The sequence below is a fragment of the Enterobacter cloacae complex sp. P18RS genome (assembly GCF_014982105.1).
Lineage (GTDB): Bacteria > Pseudomonadota > Gammaproteobacteria > Enterobacterales > Enterobacteriaceae > Enterobacter > Enterobacter hormaechei_C.
Map to the genome: position 1 here is coordinate 67123 of NZ_JADCKV010000024.1, position 21050 is coordinate 88172.

Genomic DNA, 21050 nt, shown 5'->3' on the forward strand with positions numbered 1-21050 from the left:
CGCGTATTCCTGTGGATATGTCCACCAGAGGGATGTAGCTATCCTTGGGAAAAATCACCCATTATTGTCTGACTTATTTCGCGCAGAAAGGCGCGCCTTTTTTTAACTTAAATCAGGTAATTTCGCGGCAGCGTTTTTCTCTATTCCGATAAGCGGCAAGAGATTATCCACCGCAGAGGCGTAATTAATCGCCGCACTCCAGCCATCGTATTCAGCCATTATTTTCGCTGAGGTGGCAGACCAGACATCCTGCTCCACGCTGAGCAGATCGTTAATGCTGCGCTTGCTCAGGGTATATTCATTTTTGTAGACATCGCGGGCGCGCAACGCATTTTCCAGCTGACGCTTCCCGGCTTCCATTCGTCCACGCGCCCCGGTCCAGTCGGCCTGTGCGACGGAGGCTTTTTGCAGGACATCAAAACGGGCCTGATCGACCTGGGACGATGCCATTGCCCTTGCGCCCTCGGCCTGACGGACGCGCGCCGAGACCGCGCCGCCCTGATAAAGCGGTGCGTCAATATTGAGCTGGATCTGATCATCCCAGTACGCGCGATTATCAGACTCATAGCGGGTGCGGCCCCCTTTCAGGCTTAAGGTCGGCCAGTGCTGAGATCTGGCGGTTTCTACGCCGTACTGGGCTGAACGCTCCATGTTCTGCGCGGCCATCACCGTTGGGATCAGTGAATAATCAATCCGGTTGAGAGAATCCGGCTCCACGGCCAGACCTCCCGGAACCGGTGAATAGCGTTCAGCCTGTATGCCAGTTAATACCGCCAGCCGCGCGCGGGCGCTGTTCAGAGACGCATTATACTGCTCTACCGTCGCCTGCATCCCGGCGATACGGGTGCGGGTCTGAAGCTCATCAGAGGTGGAGCTTACGCCAGCATCGGCGCGGAGTTTTGCCAGCTGCTCAACGTTTTTAAGCGCCTGCACGTTCTCTTTTGCCGCCTGCAACAGATCGCTGTAGCGTTTTACTTCCACATAGCTGAGGGCCGTTTTTTCCGCGACGGCAGACATCGTGCTCATCAGCTGGTAGCGATAGCTGTCACGCTGAGCTGAAGACTGGCTGATGCTGTTATTGGTCTTGCCAAAATCGTACACCAGCTGCGTCAGGCTCAGGCCCCAGGCTGCGGAATTTCGCAACGAGCCGCTTGAATCGGTGGTCTGGCTGTGACCCGTACTCCCGTTCAGGGCTATTTGTGGCATCCAGCCACTGCGCGCTTCGTCTATTTGTGCCTGGCCGATCCCCAGTTGCGCAGCCTGCTGGCTCACCGAGGGGTCGCGATCGAGAGCGAAAAGAATACTTTCTTTCATCGTCATTGCCGCAACGGGAGATATCCCCGCCTGGCCGTTATTTGCATTAGCCGCAGTCACCACCAGCGAAATTAAGGTCAGGGAGACAGATAATCTGAGCAACCTGTTATTGCATTTCATCTTCATAATATCCCCCGACTCCAGGTGATAGCCAAATAAATACCCAGGAAGAGGTACAAATAATTCTTCAGAAATCCCTCACCTCTTCTCGATTAATTTGGGTAATAGTTCCCCAAGCCCATTTCAATTGAGATGAGAGCCGTTCAATCTCTTTTTTTCTTTTAAGAATTTACTTAAATATTTATTGATTCGCAGCATAACAAAATGTGATATGAGCAACCACACCCGCAATGTTAATGCGGTGTTACAAATAAGAAAAAAGATGGGGTTTCTGGACAAAACGTTATAAAAGGCCTTTCAGATGAAACAAATAAACCCCCTGTAATATAAAGAAAATTCTAAAATGCCCTGGTGTACATTTTTGCGTTAATTTCACCCCGAATCAGACACAAAGATTTTCAAAGAAATGTCAACTTAAGTAATACACCGAATAAAATTGAATTATTTTACTTTAAAAACAAAAACTCATAGATATATGCACTAATTTATAATTAAAAATTAGTTAAACATTCTGGTTAGAGCCAATAATCCGGCAGCTTAAGCCAAATTTTCAAGTAAAACATAGCGATAACAACATACCTAAAAGATACATACATGTTTTTGATGACTGATTAATGCGATATCAATAATCACATCATTAAACTGTTTTTGGATAACATCCCGCACCTGTCGCGATTCCCTTTCCTGCAAAATGCTGTAAACTGCGATTTATTGCGACCTTTTGCAGGATACTGCCCCATGCATAAAACCGCCAGACAGAAATATGTGCTTGATATCATTACTGAGCAAGGCCAGGCCAGCATTACCGAGCTGGCAGAGCGATTGCAGGTTTCGGCGGACACCATCCGTCGCGATCTGACCGACCTGGAAAAACAGGGACTGGCACAAAAAAACCATGGCGGCGCCATCGCGCTGAATCTCTCGACGATGACCCGAGTAAGCAGGAATAGCTTGCTCCCTGAAATTAAGCAGCGGCTGGGTAAACAGGTTGCGCAATGCGTGCCTGCGGGCTCGACGCTTTTTCTGGACGCCGGAAGCACACTGCTGGCCGTTGCCTCTTTCCTTCAGGGGCCGCTGACCATCATCACCCCTTCTCTTGATATCGCCCAGCAGGTTAGCGATCGGGAAGATATTGACCTGATCCTGCTCGGTGGAAAGTGGGATCAGAAACAACGCCTGTTTGCCGGAAGCGCCACCCTTTCCCTGCTCTCTCGCTACCGGGCGGATATTGCCATCCTTGGCGCATGCGCCATCCATGCCGAACTCGGATTGAGCGCCAGTCAGGAGGCGGATGCAGAAGTGAAGCGTGCCATGCTGGCCGCAAGCCAGGCGCACTGGGTAGTCGCCGACCATCTAAAACTCAACCAGTGCGAACCGTATCTGGTGTCAGGGTTATCCGAGATTCATCAACTGTTTTTAGATCGTCCCTGGGCAGAGCTCGGGGACCATAGCGCCTTGCAGGTTACCGTTGGCGCGCATTAACGTGGAGAAGGTCATGAATAAAGTAAAGACAATGAATATTGCGCTGATCGGGTATGGTTTTGTAGGTAAGACGTTCCATGCCCCGCTGATCCAGTCCGTCGAAGGCCTGAAGCTGGCGGTGGTCTCATCCCGGGATGAAGAGAAAGTGAAACGCGATCTGCCGGACGTCCTCGTTGTTGCCACGCCGGAAGAGGCCATTCAGCATCCGGATATCGACCTGGTGGTTATCGCCTCCCCTAACGCGACCCATGCGCCGCTGGCCACCCTGGCGCTCAATGCCGGCAAGCATGTGGTAGTGGATAAGCCGTTTACGCTTGATATGCAGGAAGCGCGAGATCTGATTGCGCTTGCGCAAGAAAAACAGCGCCTGCTCTCGGTCTTCCATAACCGCCGCTGGGATAGCGATTTTCTCGGCATTAAGCAGGTGATTGAGCAAGGCCGTATCGGCAAGGTGAAACATTTTGAGTCGCATATCGATCGTTTCCGTCCGGAGGTTCGCGTGCGCTGGAGAGAGCAAAACGTGCCCGGCAGCGGCCTGTGGTTCGACTTAGGCCCGCATATGATTGACCAGACGCTACAGCTTTTTGGTCTGCCGCAGTCGGTACAGGGCAACATCGCCACCCTGCGTGACGGCGCGGAGATTAACGACTGGGCGCACGTGGTGCTGAATTATCCGGAACACAAAGTGGTCCTCCATTGCAGCATGCTGGTGGCGGGTGGCGTTGCCCGCTTTACCGTCCACGGCGATAAGGCCAGCGTGGTGAAAGCGCACATCGATCAGCAGGAAGCCCAGCTGCTGGCAGGCGTCGTTCCGGGTAGCGAAAGCTGGGGTGAAGACAGCGACGCTATGGTGCTGTTTAATGCCCAGGGTGAAGCCAGCGCTATCCCTGCGCCAAAAGGCGACCAGCGGCAGTACTATATAAACGTGCGCGATGCCCTGAACGGCAAGATTGACAACCCGGTCCATCCGGTGGAAGCCCTGGCGGTGATGGCGGTGCTGGAAGCGGCGGTAAAATCTTCGGAAACGGGTTCAACTCAGGAACTGGACTTAACGGCGCAGGAGCGCGCGCAACTGCAATAAGCCGCAAAAAAATGCCCTGCGGGTTAGCAGGGCATTATCGGTTACTGACGCTTTTTCGGCATCATGCGCAGCAGCGTGTTGTCCTTCCAGAAGTAGTGATGCATCAGCGCGGCAAAGGCGTGCAAACCAATCACGAAGTACCCCAGATTCGCCAGCGTTACGTGCCACTCCTTTAGGGTATCCACCAGGTCAAAATTCCCCTCCGCCGCATGCGGCATCGTCAGGCCAAACGCAAACCAGTCATTTCCCCGGTTATACATCATCACCATGCCGATCAGCGGCAGCGCAATGAACAGCAGGTAGATTACCAGATGCCCGAGATGGGACAGCCCGGTGATCATCGCTTTTGGTTTCGGTTGAATAGGCGGAGCCGGGAATTTGAGGCGGATAAGCAGGCGCGCCACCATCAGCACCAGGATGCTGATCCCGCAGGAAACGTGGATCATATTAATAAGCGGACGATCGGTTCTTGGGAACCACCCTCTGAACTCCATGGCGCAATAGGCCATAATGACTAACAGAAAAACCAGCCAGTGAATGCTGATTTGCAGACCCGTATATTTTGTGCGCATGTTGTTTCCCGATAAAGAATCATTATCGCGCCAACATAACCACCTTTCCTGAAAATGTGAACCCCCTCGCATGGAGGGGGCTCCTGATTACGACTGCAAATAGACCACCTGCGTCTGCAAATACTCATTCAGACCGTGTTTGCCATCCGCCCCGCCGATACCGGATTTACGCCAGCCTGCATGGAAGCCCTGCATCGCTTCAAAGTTTTCGCGGTTAATGTAGGTCTCGCCGAACTTAAGCCCCTTAATGGCTTTCATGGCGACGTTCAGGTCCTGCGTATAAACAGACGAGGTTAAACCGTAGTCGCTGTCGTTGGCCATTTTCAGCGCCTCTTCCAGAGTGTCGAATGCCACCACTGGCAGCACCGGGCCAAAGGTCTCTTCGTGCATGATGGTCATATCCTGACGTACGTCCAGCAGCAGCGTTGGGGGATAAAAATACCCTTTGCCTTCTGCCGCTTTACCGCCAAGGACCACTTTAGCCCCCTCCTGCACCGCGCGCGCCACCTTCTGCTCCACGCGCTCCAGCGCGGCGGCGTTGATCAGCGGCCCCATGGCAATATCCGTTCGCTCAGCCGGATTGCCAAACTGGACGGCTTTCATTGCCTCGCCCAGACGATTCACAAAGCGGTCGTAGATCCCCTTCTGGACATAGACACGTTCCGCACAGTTACACACCTGTCCGGTATTGATGACGCGTGAATCCACAATGGCCTTCACGGCCAGCTCGAGGTCGGCATCGTCCATCACGATGGCCGGGGCTTTACCGCCCAGCTCCAGCCCCACTTTGGTGATGTTTTTCGCCGCCGCAGCCATGATCTTTTCACCTGCCCCGACGCTGCCGGTCATGCTGACCATCGCCACTTTCGGGTTCCCGGCCAGCTCCTGTCCGACGGTTTCACCCCGGCCCAGCACCAGGTTAAAGACGCCTTTCGGCAGGCCAATCTCATCGACGATTTTGGCAAACGCAATGGCGTTGTTTGGGGTAAATTCGCTCGGCTTGATAACGATGGTGTTACCGGTGAGCAGCGCGGGAGCGAGCTTACGGGCAATCAGGAAGAAGGGGAAGTTCCACGGCAGAATGCCGGTGGTGACGCCCAGGGCACGCTTAAACACCAGAATATTTTCGCCCGGACGGTCGCTCTGAATGATTTCCCCTTCATAACGGCGCGCCCACTCGGCCATATAGTCGATATAGTCAGCGGTAAAGTTCACTTCCACTTCCGCCAGCTGCTGGATCTTGCCGCCTTCGGCCACAATCAGCGCGCTGATTTCACTGACGCGCTCGCGGATCCCGGCGGAAATTTTGCGTAGCCAGCTGGCGCGTTCAATAGCAGGCAGCGCCTCCCAGCCAGCCTGCGCGCGATCTGCCGCGTCAATGGCCTTGCGGGCGTCCTCGGCGCTGCCATCGGGAATACGGGAAATGACCTCTTCCGTGGCCGGATTGATCACGTCAATCCATGCATCACCCTGCCAGGCAACAAACTGTCCATCAATATACATAGGATGTTGTACGGGTACTGTCATAACCTGCTCCTGTAATCACACTGTTTTTAACAAGTAAACTTAATGTTAAAAACTATAATTACCGGGGCAATTGCCTACTCTATGAGTCTGTTTTTGTGAGATATCTCATAAAAGAAACGGGTCAGCCCGTTTCCAAAATCACAAATCGGCAACACAGGATGCCCGTTTGCGTAAAAGATGGCGCAAACGGGCAGAGCATCACAGCAGGGAACGGCTCACCAGCGCGTCGGTGAGAATGACGTCGTTTCGCAAGATCTGCCACGCGGCGTCCACATCGGCAGGGATATCGACATGGGCAATGAAATCACGTCCCGCCGGACCGTAGCCGTTGATGTCATCCCTGAGTCGCGGAAATTCACCCAGCACCAGCGACAAGTAGCGCTCTACCGGCCATAACCCCTCGACCGGGCCGCTAAACACCAGACCGTCGTCGCTGTTTTGCAGCACGGGCGTCAGGCCGGGATGACTCACCCATGCGGGCGATGCGGCCTCGTCGCGGCAAACGCGGGCAAACGTAGCCATTGTGCGACGCTGCATTGTCGGGTCCTGCACCACCAGCACCCGGGCGGCGTTCAGTCCGGATTGTTTCATCAACGCCCGGCTGAAGCGGGCGTTTTCGCCACAGTTGGTCGACTGATCCTCAACGTGAAGATGCTCGGCCGGAATGTTCCAGAACTCACGGGCGATGTCGGCCAGAATAGCCGCCTCAGCACGTCCGGTGGTGGGTATCCTGTTATAACGGGGGTGTTTCGCAATCGCGGCGTAGAGGAAGGTCGTCGAGTGACCGATCCCGCCGCTGATGATCAGAGGAACACCCTGTTCAGCCGCGATTTTACAGGCAGCATCAATCGCGGGGATCACCGCATTACCCGCCAGAATCACCAGATCAACGGGCTGGTTGTCCTGATAGTCGTCCTGAGCAAGCCACGCCCCAACGGTATTCACGGCGTCGAGGGTTGTGCCAGGCAGACAGGGAAAAAGTGCCATTGTCATCGTTACCTCCTTACAGCATACAGAGCCTTCGATTATCCCCCTTTCTTCGCGTCATGCTATGGCATGAATGCTGAAAAAAAGGGGCCGGGATGTGCTCAAAAAGCACTCACATTTGATTAACATGAGAAAATCGTATTCACTTGAATTATGATTTGCGTCAGCCTTAGAATCATTAGCCCGCTCACAATTCAACTTTTTGAAAGGTAAACCCCGTTATGCGCCTGCCCCAACGCGACCCTTATGCTCCTCGCGAGTGGCAGCCACACGAGAAACCCGCCCTGCTGGGTTCCCCTTCCACCCCGGAACATCCAACGTCGAAACGAATCGCCTATGGCGTGGTCGGCCTGCTGGTGTGTCTGACCGGGGCGCTGGGTAACGCGGTCGTCACCGCCAATCTGCAAAATCTGCAAGGCACCTTTGGCGCCTGGTCGACTGAAATCGCCTGGTTGCCTGCCGTCTATGTCATGACCAACGTCTCCATCAACCTGCTGCTGGTAAAGTTTCGCCAGCAGTACGGTTTGCGCGCCTTTACGGAAGGCTTCCTGGTGCTGTATGTGCTGGTCACCTTTTTCCACCTGTTTGTGAACGATCTCAGCTCGGCGCTGATGGTACGTGCGGCACACGGGATGGTCGCCGCCGCGCTCAGCTCGCTCGGCATTTATTACCAGATCCAGGCCTGGCCCGCGAAGCACCGACTGAAGGCGCTGACCATCGGCATAACCGGGTCGTCGCTGGCGATCCCGCTGGCGCGGCTGTTCTCCACCGAGCTGTTACAGCTTGACGAGTGGCGCGGGCTGTACTTCTTCGAGCTGGGTCTGGCTCTGATCTCCCTGGCCTGCGTGATGGCGCTCAAGCTGCCGCCGGGCGATCGGCGCAAGGTCTTCGAGAAGAAAGATTTCATCACCTTCTTTTTGCTTGCGCCCGGCATGGCGCTGCTGTGCGCGGTTCTGTCGTTAGGGCGTCTGGACTGGTGGTTTGAAGCGCCGTGGATCGGCCGGGCGCTGGCTCTCTCGCTGGTGCTGATTGTCTCCGCGATCGTGTTTGAACATAACCGCAACAACCCGCTGCTTAATACCCGTTGGCTCTCCAGCGGCAGCATCGTACGCCTGGGGCTGATCATGCTGCTGATTCGCATCGTACTGGCGGAGCAGAACACGGGCGTCATCGGCTGGCTGCAATATGTAGGCTTACAGAATGAACAGATGACCCATCTGGCGTGGGCTATTTTCGCCGGGATCGTCTGCGGTATCGTCACCAGCTGTCTGACGATTAAGCCCACTAAACTGGCCTGGCCGATTATCACCTCGCTGGCGCTGATGATCGTTGCCTCGCTGCTGGACAGCCAGTCCAACAACCTGACCCGGCCGGATCAGCTTATATTCAGCCAGTTCCTGCTGGGCTTCGGCAGCGCGTTCTTCCTTGCGCCTGCGATGCTGGCCGCCATTGGCGGGGTGATCGCCGATCCGCGCAATCTGGTCAGCTTTTCCGTGATGTTTGGCATGAGTCAGAACCTTGGGGGCCTGCTGGGTTCCGCGATCCTCGGCACCTTCCAGACCTGGCGCGAGAAGTACCATTCCAGCCTGCTGGCTGACCAGCTCACCACCCTTAACCCGCTGGTGAACGAACGCATACAGCTTTACACCCAGATGTACAAAAGCCTGGTTGGCGACAGTTCCCTGCTGGGAACCCAGGCCATAACTCAGCTTCAGTCGGTGACGACGCTTGAGGCGAATATTCTGGCTTACAACGATACTTATCTCCTGACGGCGAGCATTGCCACTGCCACGCTGGTCTGGATTTTATGGCGCTTGCTGCGTCTGCGCATCACCGCCCGTATGGCCCTTAAGAACGCCACTGGCAACAAGTAATGATTATTTTTCTGGAGAAGTTATGAGTCAGCAGGATGCCGCCAAAGAGCAGGCCAACACCCGCAAAAATGTGCGCGTCGTTTCCATTTTCACCGCCGCGGCTATCGGCATTGTCGGGGTACTGGTGATCCTTTATGCCTGGCAACTGCCCCCGTTCACGCGTCATGCCCAGTTTACCGATAACGCCTACGTGCGCGGCCAGACCACGTTCATCAGTCCGCAGGTAAACGGCTACATTACCGAGGTCCATGTTCAGGATTTCGCGCAGGTTAAAAAAGGCGAGCTGCTGTTGCAGATAGATGACCGCATCTATCGCCAGCGCGTCCATCAGGCCGAGGCGCAGCTGGCAATGAAAATTGCAGCCCTGAATAACAACCTGCAACAGCGCAAAAGCGCGGAAGCGGTGATTGCCAAAAACGAGGCGGCGCTGAAAAACGCCCGTGCCCAAAGTCTGAAAACCCAGGCGGATTTGAAACGCGTGAAAGAGCTGACCGCGGACGGTTCCCTCTCCATTCGCGAGCGCGATTCGGCGCTGGCCAGTGCCGCCCAGGGGAGCGCCGATATCGACCAGGCAAAAGCAACGCTTGAGATGTCGCGTCAGGATCTACAAACGGTCATCGTCAATCGCGGTTCGCTGGAAGCGGACGTTGAGAATGCGAAAGCCGCGCTGGAGCTGGCGCAGATCGATCTGCAAAACACCCGCATTGTCGCGCCGCGTGACGGTCAGCTTGGGCAGATTGCAGTGCGTCTGGGGGCGTACGTCACCGCCGGGACGCACCTTACCACGCTGGTCCCGCCGCAGCACTGGGTGATCGCCAATATCAAAGAGACGCAGCTGGCGAATTTACGCGTCGGACAGCCGGTGAAATTTACCGTCGATGCCTTAAACGATAAAGCCTATCAGGGCCGCGTGGAGAGCATATCCCCGGCCACAGGGGTCGAGTTCAGCGCTATCACCCCGGACAACGCCACGGGCAACTTTGTTAAAATCGCCCAGCGCATCCCGGTACGCATTGAGGTACTCGGTGAGCCGGAGGCGTACCGGCTGCTGCGTCCTGGCATGTCGGTGCAGGTGACCATCGACACGCGGGAGGCGAAACAATGACGCTTCGCCCGATAGCCGGCCTGCTGATAATGACTATCCTGGCGGGATGCCAGTCGGTAGACGTTGAGCCCGCCAAATCGTCCCTGCACATACCGGCCCAGTGGCGCGCGACGTCGGGGCCAGCCAGCCCGACAGAGCAGCTCTGGTGGCGAAATTTTCACGACAGCAATCTGAATCGCTATGTGGATCAGGCGCTGAAGAATAACAGCGACGTGCTGATTGCCCGCGAGCGGATTAACGAGTACCAGGCCCGGGTGTACGCCGCTGACGGCAGCCTGTTCCCGTCGCTTGACGCGGGCGTGACCGGGACGCGCGCGCGCTCGCAGTCCGCCGCCACGGGGCTTCCGGTATACGGTACGTTGTACAAAGGCAGCCTGACCGCCAGCTACGACGTGGATATCTGGGGCGTAAACCGCAGCACCTCCCGTGCCGCTGAAGCGTCGCTGGAGGCACAAAAGGCGGCGGCTGCGGCGGCTGATCTGACCGTCGCATCCTCGGTGGCCTCCGGGTACGTCACCCTGCTGTCGCTGGACGAACAGCTGCGCGTTACCCGGTCCACGCTGAAGTCGCGTGAAGAGGCGTTCAACCTCGCCAAGCGACAGTTTGAGACGGGATACAGCTCTCGCCTTGAGCTGATGCAATCGGATTCTGAGCTGCGCGCCACCCGCGCCCAGGTTCCACTGCTTCAGCACCAGATTGCGCAGCAGGAAAATGCGCTTAGCCTGCTGCTGGGCAGCAACCCGGGTGACGTTGCGCGCGGTGAAAGCTTTGATGCCCTGACGCCGCTGAAACTGCCCTTCCAGCTGCCGTCGACGCTACTGAACCGGCGCCCGGATATCGTCCAGGCTGAACGTCAGCTGATTGCGGCGGACGCGACGCTGGCGGCATCGCGCGCCAGCCTGCTGCCGTCGATCAACCTCACGGCCACGGGATCGGTGCAGGATCGCACGCTGTCGGGATTGCTGGATAACCCGCTACAGCTCTGGAGCGTGGGCGGCAGTATTCTTGCGCCGCTGCTGAACCGTCAGGCGCTGAATGCGCAGGTAGATATCTCTCAGTCCCAGCGGAATCAGGCGCTGTATAGCTACGAAAAAACCGTGCGTAACGCGTTTGCTGAGGTGAATGACAGCCTTGATGCCATCACCCGCTATCAGGAACAGCTTACCGAGCTGCTGGCACAGCAGACGGTCGCGCAGGAGACGCTGCGGATTGCGCAAAACCGCTACCGCAACGGATACTCTTCTTATCTGGATGAGCTCGATGCGCAGCGCACGCTGTTCTCGGTGCAGACCAGCGTGGTACAGGTGAAAAACAACCTGCTGCTGGCGCAAATTGATTTGTATAAAGCGCTGGGCGGCGGTTGGGTCAGTGCCTGAAGACATGCCGGGTGGCGGCTACGCCTTACCCGGCCTACGTGCTCTACATGCTCTCCCGTAGGCCCGGTAAGCGCAGCGCCACCGGGCAAGGGTTATACCCGGAGAAACGATAAAAAGCCGGGTGGCGGCTACGCCTTACCCGGCCTACATGCTCTACATATTCTCCCGTAGGCCCGGTAAGCGCAGCGCCACCGGGCAAGGGTTATACCCGGAGAAATGATAAAAAGCCGGGTGGCGGCTACGCCTTACCCGGCCTACATGCTCTACATATTCTCCTGTAGGCCCGGTAAGCGCAGCGCCACCGGGCAAGGATTATACCCGGAGAAACGATAAAAAGCCGGGTGGCGGCTACGCCTTACCCGGCCTACATGCTCTACATATTCTCCCGTAGGCCCGGTAAGCGCAGCGCCACCGGGCAACGGTTTTAGCCGGAAATCTGCTCCATCGCCTGCAAGATACGCTTATCCGAAATGGGATACGGCGTTCCCAGCTGCTGAGCGAAGAAGCTGACGCGCAGCTCCTCGATCATCCAGCGGATCTCCCGCACGTCGTCGTCATCGCGACGCGCCGGCGGCAGTTTGTTGAGCCACTGCTGCCACGCCTGCTGCACGTTTTCGACTTTCAGCATCTGCGCACGATCGCGATGCGGATCGACCGCCATTTTCTCCAGACGCTTCTCTATCGCCTGCAAATAACGCAGCGTATCGCCCAGACGCTTAAAGCCATTGCCGGTGACAAAGCCGCGATACACTAGCCCCGCCATCTGCGCCTTGATGTCCGACAGCCCCAGGGCCATGGTCATATCCACCCGCCCCTTCAGGCGCTTGTTGATATTGAACACGGCGGTAAGGATCTGCTCGACCTGTTTGGCAATCTCGACCACGGTGTCGTTCAGCTCCGCGCGCACCTTTTCATGAAGCTGAGCAAAGCCCTCTTCCGTCCAGACCGGACCGCCGGCCTCGTGGATCAGCTTATCCACACCGCAGGAGATGCAGTCGTCGATCAGGTCCAGCACCTTACCGTACGGGTTAAAGTAGAGCCCCAGCTTGGCTTTGTTCGGCAGCTTCTCGTGCAGATACTTAATCGGCGACGGGATGTTAAGCAGAAGCAGTCGACGCAGCCCGCGCCACATCATCTGCTGTTGCTCCTGCGGATTGTCAAAGAGCTTAATCGCCACGCTGTCGCGCTCATCCACCAGCGCGGGCCAGGCTTTCACCCTGTAGTTCCCGCGCTTCTGCTCGTAGCTTTCCGGGAGCTGACCAAAGCTCCAGATGTGCAGCCCGCTCTGCTCAATGCCGTCATCGGCCACCGCAGAGAGCGTCTCCTGGACTTTACCTTTCAGCGCCTCTTTCAGCTCCGTCAGAGAACGGCCTTCGAGCAGCTTTTTGTTTTTATCGTCCACCACGCGGAATGTGATTTTCAGGTGATCGGGCACCTGATCCCAGTTCCAGTCGTCGCGGTCGATGGTGGTCCCGGTCATGCGGCGGAACTCACGCTCCAGGGCGTCCAGCAGCGGCAGCTCCAGCGGCGTGACGCGGCCTAAAAACGCTTCGGCGTAGTTCGGCGCCGGCACAAAGTTACGCCGCACCGGTTTAGGCAGGGATTTGATTAACGCAATGACCAGCTCGCGGCGCAGGCCGGGGATCTGCCACTCAAACCCGCTCTCTTCCACCTGGTTTAACAGCGGCAGCGGAATGTGCACCGTCACACCATCGGCATCCGCGCCCGGCTCAAACTGATAGGTCAGACGCAGCTTGAGGTTGCCCTGATGCCAGAAGTTCGGGTAATCGAGTTTGCTGACCGACTCCGCGCCCTCTTTGATCAGCATGCTCTTTTCGAAGTTGAGCAGGTCCGGGGCCTCTTTGCTGGCTTTCTTCCACCAGCTGTCGAAATGGCGCGCCGAGATCACATCGTGACTGATGCGCTGATCGTAAAACTCAAACAGCGTCTCGTCGTCCACCAGAATGTCGCGACGGCGGGACTTGTGCTCAAGCTCTTCCACCTCGGCGCGCAGCTTCAGGTTTTCGCGGAAGAAGGCATGACGCGTCTGCCAGTCGCCTTCCACCAGCGCGTGGCGGATAAACAGCTCGCGACTCAACGCCGGATCGATCTGGCTGTAGTTAACCTTACGCGCGGCCACCACCGGCAGGCCGTAGACGGTGACTTTTTCCGTCGCCATCACCGCGCCCTGCCCGCGCTCCCAGTGCGGCTCGCTGTATGAGCGTTTCAGCAGGTGCTGCGCCACTGGTTCAACCCACTCCGGATCGATACGCGCGGCAATACGCCCCCACAGACGGCTGGTTTCCACCAGCTCGGCGACCATGGTCCACTTCGGCGGCTTCTTAAACAAACCGGAGCCCGGGAAGATGGAGAAACGCGCGTTGCGTGCGCCGGTATATTCCTGCTTATCCGCATCCTTCATCCCGATATGAGACAACAGGCCGGTCAACAGGGCGATATGGATTTCGCGGTACTCCGCCGGTTCACTGTTCACCGGTATACCCAGCTCTTTCACCACCTGGCGCAGCTGGGTGTAGATATCCTGCCACTCGCGTACGCGCAGATAATTGAGGAAATCCACCCGGCACTGACGGCGGAACTGGTTCGAGGAGAGCGCTTTTTGCTGCTCGCCAAGGTAGTTCCACAGGTTCACAAAGGCGAGGAAATCGGACTCTTTATCGTGGAAGCGACGGTGTTTTTCATCCGACGCCTGCTGCTTGTCCATCGGACGCTCGCGCGGATCCTGAATGGAGAGCGCCGAGGTGATGATCATCGCCTCGCGCACGCAGCCGTGTTTTTGCGCCTCCAGCACCATGCGCGCCAGACGCGGGTCGACCGGCAACTGGCTAAGCTGGCGGCCCAATGGCGTTAGCTTGTAGGCCGTCGCCTGTTCGTCGGTGGTGATGGCCCCCAGCTCTTCCAGCAACCGCACCCCGTCCTGAATATTGCGCTTATCCGGCGCTTCCACAAACGGGAAGGCGGCGATATCGCCCAGCCCCAGCGCGGTCATTTGCAGGATAACGGATGCCAGGTTGGTCCGCAGGATCTCCGGATCGGTAAACTCCGGGCGCGACAGGAAATCGTCTTCCGAATAGAGACGAATACAGATCCCTTCCGACACGCGGCCGCAGCGGCCCTTACGCTGATTAGCCGACGCCTGCGAAACCGGCTCAATCGGCAGGCGCTGAACTTTGGTGCGGTAGCTGTAGCGGCTGATGCGCGCCGTACCCGGGTCGATCACGTATTTAATGCCCGGTACGGTCAGCGAAGTTTCGGCCACGTTGGTCGCCAGCACGATGCGGCGCCCGCTGTGCGGCTGGAACACGCGGTTCTGCTCGCTGTTCGACAGTCGCGCGTACAGCGGCAGGATCTCGGTATGGCGCAGATCGCGCTTGCTGAGCGCATCGGCGGTATCGCGGATCTCGCGCTCGCCGCTCATGAAGATCAGAATGTCGCCAGAACTCTCGTTGCCCAGCTCGTCGACGGCATCAAAGATGGCCTGAAGCTGGTCGCGCTCGGTATCGTCCGCCTCTTCCACAATCGGGCGATAGCGCACTTCCACCGGATACGTGCGTCCTGACACCTCGATAATCGGCGCATTGTTGAAATGTTTTGAGAAGCGCTCCGGGTCGATGGTCGCGGAGGTGATGATGATTTTCAGATCCGGACGCCGGGGCAGCAGCTCTTTGAGGTAGCCGAGCAGGAAGTCGATGTTCAGGCTGCGCTCGTGCGCTTCATCGATGATGATGGTGTCGTACTGCATCAGCAGACGATCCTGCTGGATTTCCGCCAGCAGGATACCGTCGGTCATCAGCTTAACCATGGTGTTATCGCTGACGTGGTCGCTGAATCGCACCTTGTAGCCGATGCAGCCACCCGGCTCCGTTTGCAGCTCTTCCGCAATACGGTTCGCCACGGTGCGCGCCGCCAGACGACGCGGCTGGGTGTGACCGATCAACCCTTTCACCCCGCGGCCCAGCTCCATGCAGATTTTCGGCAGCTGAGTGGTTTTACCTGAACCGGTTTCCCCCGCGACGATCACCACCTGGTGGTCGCGTACGGCCTCAAGAATGTCCTGTTTCTTCTGGCTGACGGGCAGATTTTCCGGATAGGTAATCTCCGGACGTGCGGCTTCACGCAGCACAACTTTCCCTGCCGCCTGTTCAATCTCGTTGGCCATCTCCTGGTAAATGGCCTGTTGTGCATCAGGATTTTTAACCTTCTTAACGCCGTGCAGACGGCGCGCAAACCGCTGTTTATCGCGCAGCATCAGCGAATCAAGCTTTTGCATCAGCATCGGGAAGGTCAATTTTTGGTGTTCTGTCATAGCGTTAACGGGCAGTGCACTGCCGGATAAAATCTCTTTTTAATGATTGGTATAGAGTACCACATCAGCGCTTTTCGCGCCTTATTCAAAAAATTCGAACATAGGCTTCGATATATTGCGCTATCCCTGTGGCAGGATTGTGAATAAAGTGTCAACAAGCAACGGGGCAACCCCCTCAATCAAATACAAAACAGGAATTTCCCATGAGCAAAGTATTAGTGTTGAAATCCAGTATTCTGGCAGGGTATTCACAGTCTGGTCAGCTGTCTGACTATTTCGTTGAACAGTGGCGTGAACAGCACAGCGCGGATGAAATCACCGTGCGTGACCTGGCGGCAAACCCAATTCCTGTGCTGGACGGCGAGCTGGTTGGCGCGCTGCGTCCGAGCGATGCGCCTCTTACCCCGCGTCAGCAGGAAGCCCTGGCGCTCTCCGACGAGCTGATTGCTGAGTTGCAGGCGCACGACGTTATCGTGATCAACGCCCCAATGTACAACTTCAACATTCCTACCCAGCTGAAGAACTACTTCGACCTGGTGGCGCGTGCTGGCGTAACCTTCCGTTACACCGAGAACGGCCCGGAAGGTCTGGTGAAAGGCAAGCGTGCGGTTGTACTGACCAGCCGCGGCGGTATTCACAAAGATACCCCTACCGACCTGGTCGCACCGTACCTGACGCTGTTCCTGGGCTTCATCGGCATTACCGACGTGAACTTCGTGTTCGCTGAAGGTATCGCTTACGGCCCGGAAGTGGCCACCAAAGCGCAGACCGACGCGAAAGCCGCTATCGACAGCCTGGTCGCTGCCTAAGTTTTCCCCCTCTCACCGCCCGGTGGGAGGGTTTTTCTTTTCCCCCGTATTTCGTTATCATCCGCACCCACTCTCCAGCCCGGCGGCCTGATGTCTGTCATTATCGATACGTTTATTGCACCACACTGTCACGACGACATTGAGATCCTCTGGCAGGACGAGCATCTGCTGCTGATCAATAAACCTTCCGGTCTGCTCAGCCTGTCGGGGAAAAATCCGCAAAACCTCGATTCCGTCCACCACCGTCTTGTTCAAACCTTTCCCGGCTGCACGCTGGTGCATCGTCTTGATTTTGGCACTTCGGGTCTGATGGTCATTGCGCGTAACAAAGCGATCAACGCCGCGCTTTGCCACCAGTTCAGTCAGCGCGCCGTGAACAAGGTTTACACCGCCCTGCTGTGCGGACATGTGGAACAGGACGAAGGGACCGTGGATGCGCCGATTGCCAAAGATCCGGCGCTGTTTCCGCTGATGACGATCTGTGCCCGCACCGGTAAGCCCGCTCGCTCCCGCTATCGGGTGGTGGAACGTATTTACCAGGATACGACAATGCCGCTGACGCGGGTTGAGCTTACCCCGGAGACCGGGCGCACCCACCAGCTGCGCATTCACTGCCAGCAGTTAGGCCACCCTATTCTGGGGTGCGATCTGTATGGTGGTCTGGAATGGCCGGGGGCGGAAGAAACGCCCCGGCTGATGCTGCATGCAAGCGCTCTGAATTTTATTCATCCGCTGAGCGGCGAGACGATAAACGCCCGTCACGCCGCGCCGTTCTGAGCGGGGATTACCACATTAAATCGTCAGGGATTTTGAAGTCTGCGTACGGATCGTCTTCGTCCTGCTCTTCCTGACTCAGGGCGCTGTTTAGCACAATGCTGTCCGCATCGCGCTGGGCAATTTTATCCGCCACTACCGCCGGGATAATCGCGTAATCACAGTCGCCATTCGCGTTAATCACCAGTCGGGCAATCGCCAGACGGCCGTTGATCAGCTGGGTTTGCGTCTGCTTATCGACCTCGATTTTTTTGATAAGGTTGCCGTCGGTAAAGTTAAAGGTAATGTTGCCCTTCGCCACGGTGATGCGGTTCATCTCAATCAGCTGCTTCACCTGCGCCCTGAACTCTTTTGCCAGCACCGCCTGTTTTTGCTGTTCGCTCAGCTGTTTATCACGCTCCAGCTGGGCTTTCTTGTTCTCTTCAACAGCCTCTCTCGCCTCGCGAGCCTGGACGCGGGATTTTTTCGCCGTGCGCTGGACCTTCGCCATCTTTTTACTGCTGACTAAGCCCGCTTTCAGCATCTGCTCTTGTAGGGTGAGTTTTGTCATGTTCGTTTAAACCGGTTGGAAATGTCGGGGGATTATACCTGAATCGCGCAGTTCATGAAGAACCCTCATGTTGCAGTGAAATTAAGTCACTTCCCCTGCGCCAGTGGCTCAGGCATAAATTATGCATTGATAACGTTCCGGCAACATGAACTTAGGATGCATAACCAAATGAGTCAGGCTTTCACATTTACCCTTAAGCGCAGTTGCTTTGATGAAAATTATAACCCGTCAGAAAACACGCGTACCACCACCAACTTCGCCAACCTGGCGCGTGGCGAGAAGCGTCAGGAGAACCTGCGCAATACGCTGGTGATGATCAACAACCGCTTTAACGCGCTGGCGAGCTGGGATAACCCGAAAGCTGACCGCTATGCCGTCGAGCTGGAGATTATTTCAGTCGATATGAATATCGGCGGCGATTTTACTTTCCCGGCCATCGAAATTCTGCAAACGACGATCGTGGATAAAAAAACCCACGAGCGCATCGAAGGCATCGTCGGAAATAACTTCTCATCGTATGTTCGTGACTATGATTTCAGCGTCCTGCTGCTGGAGCATAATAAAGACCGGGCCCGTTTCTCTCTCCCCGAGAATTTTGGCGAGCTGCACGGCAATATCTTTAAAAGCTTCGTTCATTCTGCGGAATATCAGGCGAACTTTAAAAAAGCGCCGGTGATCTGCCTGAGCGTCTCCAGCAAAGACACCTATCGTCGTACCGGTAACCACCACCCGGTGCTGGGCTATGAGTACCAGCCGGACGGCGAGTCGCTAACGGAACAGTACTTCGCGAAGATGGGCCTGAAGGTTCGCTATTTCATGCCGGAAAACAGCGTCGCGCCTTTTGCCTTCTTCTTCACCGGCGATTTACTGCGTGATTACACCAATCTGGAACTGATCGGCACCATCAGCACCATGGAGACGTTCCAGAAGATCTATCGACCAGAAATTTACAATGCCAATTCCGCTGCGGGACAGTGCTATCAGCCCGACCTGAATCAGCAGGATCACTCATTAACCAAAATCGTCTATGACCGTGAAGAGCGCAGCCGGCTGGCCATTGAACAGGGTAAATATACCGAAGAGCGGTTTATCAAACCCTATAAAACCCTTCTTGAGCAGTGGTCTCAACACTTCACGCTTTAATTTAATACGGATAAAAGGTTCTTTTATGAAAACATTGCTCCCGACATCAACGGCTGGCAGCCTGCCGAAACCCACCTGGCTTGCGCAGCCGGAAACGCTCTGGTCGCCGTGGAAACTCCAGGACGAGGAATTACTGGCAGGGAAACAGGATGCGCTGCGTTTGTCTCTGGATGAACAGATTCGCGCCGGGATTGATATCGTCAGCGACGGGGAACAAACCCGCCAGCATTTTGTCACCACCTTTATTGAACATCTCAGCGGCGTGGATTTTGAGAACCGTCAGACGGTGCGCATCCGTAACCGCTACGATGCGAGCGTGCCGACCGTGGTAGACGCGGTGGCGCGACAGAAGCCGGTGTTTGTTGACGACGCTAAATACCTGCGCCAGCTGACTGACAAGCCGATCAAGTGGGCGCTGCCCGGCCCGATGACCATGATCGACACGCTATACGATGCCCACTATAAAAGCCGCGAAAAGCTGGCCTGGGAGTTCGCTAAAATTCTCAATCAGGAGGCCCGCGAGCTGGAAGCGGCCGGCGTCGACATTATTCAGTTCGACGAACCTGCCTTTAACGTCTTTTTCGACGAGGTGAATGACTGGGGTATCGCCGCACTGGAGCGCGCCATTGAAGGGCTGAAATGCGAAACCGCGGTACATATCTGTTACGGGTACGGCATCAAAGCCAATACGGACTGGAAAAAGACGCTCGGCTCCGAGTGGCGCCAGTATGAAGAGGCATTTCCAAAGTTACAGACCTCGAAGATCGATATCATCTCGCTGGAGTGCCACAACTCGCGCGTGCCGATGGATCTGCTGGAGCTTATCCGCGGTAAAAAAGTGATGGTCGGGGCAATTGACGTCGCCACCCAGACCATCGAAACGCCGGAAGAGGTGGCCGATACGCTGCGCAAGGCGTTGCAGTTTGTTGATGCAGACAAGCTCTATCCGTCCACCAACTGCGGTATGGCCCCCCTTTCCCGCCAGGTCGCCAACGGTAAGCTGAAGGCGTTAAGCGCCGGGGCTGACATTATCCGTCGCGAGCTTGCCCGCTAACCTTCAGGTTTGCCAGTACAGTGGCGTACCGAATCGCTCAATATAGTAATCAATCACCGCCCTGACGTTCAGGGGCGGATGACGCGCGTTCGGGTAAATCGCCGCAATCGTCAGTGGCTCCGTATTAATTGAACACTCCATTTCCGGCAGCAGTGCCACCAGCTCACCGCTTTTGAGCCGTTCGCTCACCATCCAGTCCGGGAAAAGCACAACGCCCATGCCGCCCAGCGCCGCAATCAGGAGCGTTTCCGCGTTATTGGAAGTCATCAGCGGTACAATGGGATAGTGAACCCACGCCTCGCCCGGCTGCCGGATCAGCCAGCGGTTAGGCCCGGACGAGCCGCGGTAAACCAGACAGTGGTGACGGCTGAGATCGTCCGGCCCCTCGGGCGCGCCATGTTTTTGCAGATAGTCCGGCGAGGCCGCCAGATGGTAGAACTGCTGCCCGAACACCCGGGCGTGAAACGAGGAGTCCGTCAGCGCGCCGATGCGGAAGATAACGTCCGCGGCGTCACGGTGCGGATCGATAAAATCGTCGGTGAGGGTCAGTTCAATGGAGAGACGAGGGTAACGCGCCAGAAGCCCCGGCAGGCCCGGCGCGATGTGCCTTTGTCCGAAAAAGACCGGGCCATTGATACGCAGCGTGCCCGACGGCTCGCGGGCGCGTTCATCCAGCTCGCGTCGCGCGTCCTCCATATTCCCGGCCATCGCCCGGGCATAGCGCACAAAAAGATGCCCGCTCTCTGTGGGCATAATCGCCCGCGTGTTGCGGTAGAAAAGCTGTTGCCCGAGGGCGTCCTCAAGCTGGTGGATCACGCGTGAGACCTGCGACGCAGAAATCCCTTCCCGCCTCGCCACCACGGAAAAATTCTGCGTTTCATAAACGTCGATGAAGATCAGCAGCGCGCGAATGCTGATATGTCCGGCATCCATCATTAATGCATTTCCTGCAAAG

Annotated in this window: 16 protein-coding genes; 9 read left to right on the forward strand and 7 right to left on the reverse strand. The window is 56.5% G+C overall.

Translation table 11 applies throughout. The features are described from left to right. Window positions 1–102 precede the first annotated feature (102 nt). Window positions 103–1440, reverse strand: a complete 1338-nt coding sequence (locus INF61_RS18035; RefSeq protein ID WP_023303703.1) for a TolC family outer membrane protein — start codon at window positions 1438–1440, stop codon at window positions 103–105. Window positions 1441–2172: 732 nt separating this feature from the next. Between INF61_RS18035 and INF61_RS18040 the strand changes: the two genes are divergently transcribed. Then, the gene (locus INF61_RS18040) at window positions 2173–2916 is read left to right on the forward strand and encodes a DeoR/GlpR family DNA-binding transcription regulator (RefSeq protein ID WP_015570569.1); all 744 of its coding nucleotides are present in this window, start codon (window positions 2173–2175) and stop codon (window positions 2914–2916) included. 13 nt (window positions 2917–2929) lie between these two features. Further along, complete coding sequence (locus tag INF61_RS18045; RefSeq protein WP_032669925.1) at window positions 2930–3997, forward strand: oxidoreductase; 1068 nt, start codon at window positions 2930–2932, stop codon at window positions 3995–3997. 41 nt (window positions 3998–4038) lie between these two features. On the opposite strand, the gene cybB is transcribed toward INF61_RS18045, so the two are convergent. The 3 genes from cybB to INF61_RS18060 all read right to left on the reverse strand — a co-directional run bounded on the left by cybB (window position 4039) and on the right by INF61_RS18060 (window position 7089). Then, on the reverse strand, window positions 4039–4569 hold the full coding sequence (gene cybB, locus INF61_RS18050) for a cytochrome b561 (RefSeq protein WP_015570570.1): 531 nt from the start codon (window positions 4567–4569) through the stop codon (window positions 4039–4041). A gap of 87 nt (window positions 4570–4656) precedes the next feature. Next, complete coding sequence (aldA, locus tag INF61_RS18055; RefSeq protein ID WP_193547976.1) at window positions 4657–6096, reverse strand: aldehyde dehydrogenase; 1440 nt, start codon at window positions 6094–6096, stop codon at window positions 4657–4659. A 198-nt stretch (window positions 6097–6294) separates the two neighbouring features. Then, a complete protein-coding gene (locus INF61_RS18060) occupies window positions 6295–7089 on the reverse strand; it encodes a YdcF family protein (RefSeq protein ID WP_017384495.1) in 795 nt (264 codons plus the stop codon). Window positions 7090–7304: 215 nt separating this feature from the next. Here INF61_RS18060 and INF61_RS18065 point away from each other — a divergent pair, with 215 nt between their 5' ends. From INF61_RS18065 to INF61_RS18075, 3 genes are read left to right on the forward strand one after another with little or no spacing between them, the layout of a single operon-like run. Then, entirely contained in the window at window positions 7305–8957 is a 1653-nt protein-coding gene (locus INF61_RS18065) for an MFS transporter (protein WP_045141529.1), read from the forward strand. Between the two features lie 22 nt (window positions 8958–8979). Continuing rightward, window positions 8980–10062 carry an HlyD family secretion protein gene (locus tag INF61_RS18070; RefSeq protein ID WP_017693458.1) on the forward strand — a complete coding sequence of 361 codons (1083 nt, stop codon included), beginning with the start codon at window positions 8980–8982 and terminating at the stop codon, window positions 10060–10062. Then, the gene (locus INF61_RS18075; RefSeq protein WP_032103742.1) at window positions 10059–11438 is read left to right on the forward strand and encodes an efflux transporter outer membrane subunit; all 1380 of its coding nucleotides are present in this window, start codon (window positions 10059–10061) and stop codon (window positions 11436–11438) included. Before INF61_RS18070 ends, INF61_RS18075 begins: the two co-directional genes overlap by 4 nt. Before the next feature lie 424 nt (window positions 11439–11862). On the opposite strand, the gene hrpA is transcribed toward INF61_RS18075, so the two are convergent. Further along, complete coding sequence (hrpA, locus tag INF61_RS18080) at window positions 11863–15765, reverse strand: ATP-dependent RNA helicase HrpA (RefSeq protein WP_193547977.1); 3903 nt, start codon at window positions 15763–15765, stop codon at window positions 11863–11865. 203 nt (window positions 15766–15968) lie between these two features. On the opposite strand from hrpA, the gene azoR reads away from it, so the two are divergent. Both azoR and INF61_RS18090 read left to right on the forward strand, forming a co-directional pair. Beyond that, window positions 15969–16574 carry an FMN-dependent NADH-azoreductase gene (gene azoR, locus INF61_RS18085; protein WP_015570577.1) on the forward strand — a complete coding sequence of 202 codons (606 nt, stop codon included), beginning with the start codon at window positions 15969–15971 and terminating at the stop codon, window positions 16572–16574. A gap of 90 nt (window positions 16575–16664) precedes the next feature. Then, complete coding sequence (locus INF61_RS18090) at window positions 16665–17351, forward strand: RluA family pseudouridine synthase (RefSeq protein ID WP_163297087.1); 687 nt, start codon at window positions 16665–16667, stop codon at window positions 17349–17351. A gap of 7 nt (window positions 17352–17358) precedes the next feature. Here INF61_RS18090 and INF61_RS18095 read toward each other — a convergent pair whose 3' ends face one another. After that, window positions 17359–17898, reverse strand: a complete 540-nt coding sequence (locus INF61_RS18095) for a DUF2058 domain-containing protein (RefSeq protein ID WP_017384500.1) — start codon at window positions 17896–17898, stop codon at window positions 17359–17361. A 168-nt stretch (window positions 17899–18066) separates the two neighbouring features. On the opposite strand from INF61_RS18095, the gene INF61_RS18100 reads away from it, so the two are divergent. Both INF61_RS18100 and INF61_RS18105 read left to right on the forward strand, forming a co-directional pair. Then, on the forward strand, window positions 18067–19041 hold the full coding sequence (locus tag INF61_RS18100) for a DUF1852 domain-containing protein (RefSeq protein ID WP_023296571.1): 975 nt from the start codon (window positions 18067–18069) through the stop codon (window positions 19039–19041). Between the two features lie 25 nt (window positions 19042–19066). Next, window positions 19067–20095: a methionine synthase gene (locus tag INF61_RS18105; RefSeq protein ID WP_003857302.1), complete on the forward strand. Its 1029-nt coding sequence runs from the start codon at window positions 19067–19069 to the stop codon at window positions 20093–20095. 3 nt (window positions 20096–20098) lie between these two features. Here INF61_RS18105 and INF61_RS18110 read toward each other — a convergent pair whose 3' ends face one another. Then, window positions 20099–21031 (reverse strand): LysR family transcriptional regulator, encoded by a 933-nt coding sequence (locus INF61_RS18110; RefSeq protein WP_023303693.1) that lies wholly within the window; start codon window positions 21029–21031, stop codon window positions 20099–20101. Between the last annotated feature and the right edge of the window lie 19 nt (window positions 21032–21050).

Excerpts from the sequence above, each read along its gene's own strand:
- INF61_RS18035 (WP_023303703.1), bottom strand. The coding sequence starts at position 1,440 with ATGAAGATGAAATGCAATAACAGGTTGCTCAGATTATCTGTCTCCCTG.
- INF61_RS18110 (WP_023303693.1), bottom strand. The coding sequence starts at position 21,031 with ATGATGGATGCCGGACATATCAGCATTCGCGCGCTGCTGATCTTCATC.
- INF61_RS18075 (WP_032103742.1), top strand. The coding sequence starts at position 10,059 with ATGACGCTTCGCCCGATAGCCGGCCTGCTGATAATGACTATCCTGGCG.
- INF61_RS18060 (WP_017384495.1), bottom strand. The coding sequence starts at position 7,089 with ATGACAATGGCACTTTTTCCCTGTCTGCCTGGCACAACCCTCGACGCC.
- INF61_RS18095 (WP_017384500.1), bottom strand. The coding sequence starts at position 17,898 with ATGACAAAACTCACCCTACAAGAGCAGATGCTGAAAGCGGGCTTAGTC.
- aldA (WP_193547976.1), bottom strand. The coding sequence starts at position 6,096 with ATGACAGTACCCGTACAACATCCTATGTATATTGATGGACAGTTTGTT.
- cybB (WP_015570570.1), bottom strand. The coding sequence starts at position 4,569 with ATGCGCACAAAATATACGGGTCTGCAAATCAGCATTCACTGGCTGGTT.
- INF61_RS18105 (WP_003857302.1), top strand. The coding sequence starts at position 19,067 with ATGAAAACATTGCTCCCGACATCAACGGCTGGCAGCCTGCCGAAACCC.
- hrpA (WP_193547977.1), bottom strand. The coding sequence starts at position 15,765 with ATGACAGAACACCAAAAATTGACCTTCCCGATGCTGATGCAAAAGCTT.
- INF61_RS18100 (WP_023296571.1), top strand. The coding sequence starts at position 18,067 with ATGAGTCAGGCTTTCACATTTACCCTTAAGCGCAGTTGCTTTGATGAA.
- INF61_RS18040 (WP_015570569.1), top strand. The coding sequence starts at position 2,173 with ATGCATAAAACCGCCAGACAGAAATATGTGCTTGATATCATTACTGAG.
- INF61_RS18065 (WP_045141529.1), top strand. The coding sequence starts at position 7,305 with ATGCGCCTGCCCCAACGCGACCCTTATGCTCCTCGCGAGTGGCAGCCA.
- INF61_RS18090 (WP_163297087.1), top strand. The coding sequence starts at position 16,665 with ATGTCTGTCATTATCGATACGTTTATTGCACCACACTGTCACGACGAC.
- INF61_RS18045 (WP_032669925.1), top strand. The coding sequence starts at position 2,930 with ATGAATAAAGTAAAGACAATGAATATTGCGCTGATCGGGTATGGTTTT.
- INF61_RS18070 (WP_017693458.1), top strand. The coding sequence starts at position 8,980 with ATGAGTCAGCAGGATGCCGCCAAAGAGCAGGCCAACACCCGCAAAAAT.
- azoR (WP_015570577.1), top strand. The coding sequence starts at position 15,969 with ATGAGCAAAGTATTAGTGTTGAAATCCAGTATTCTGGCAGGGTATTCA.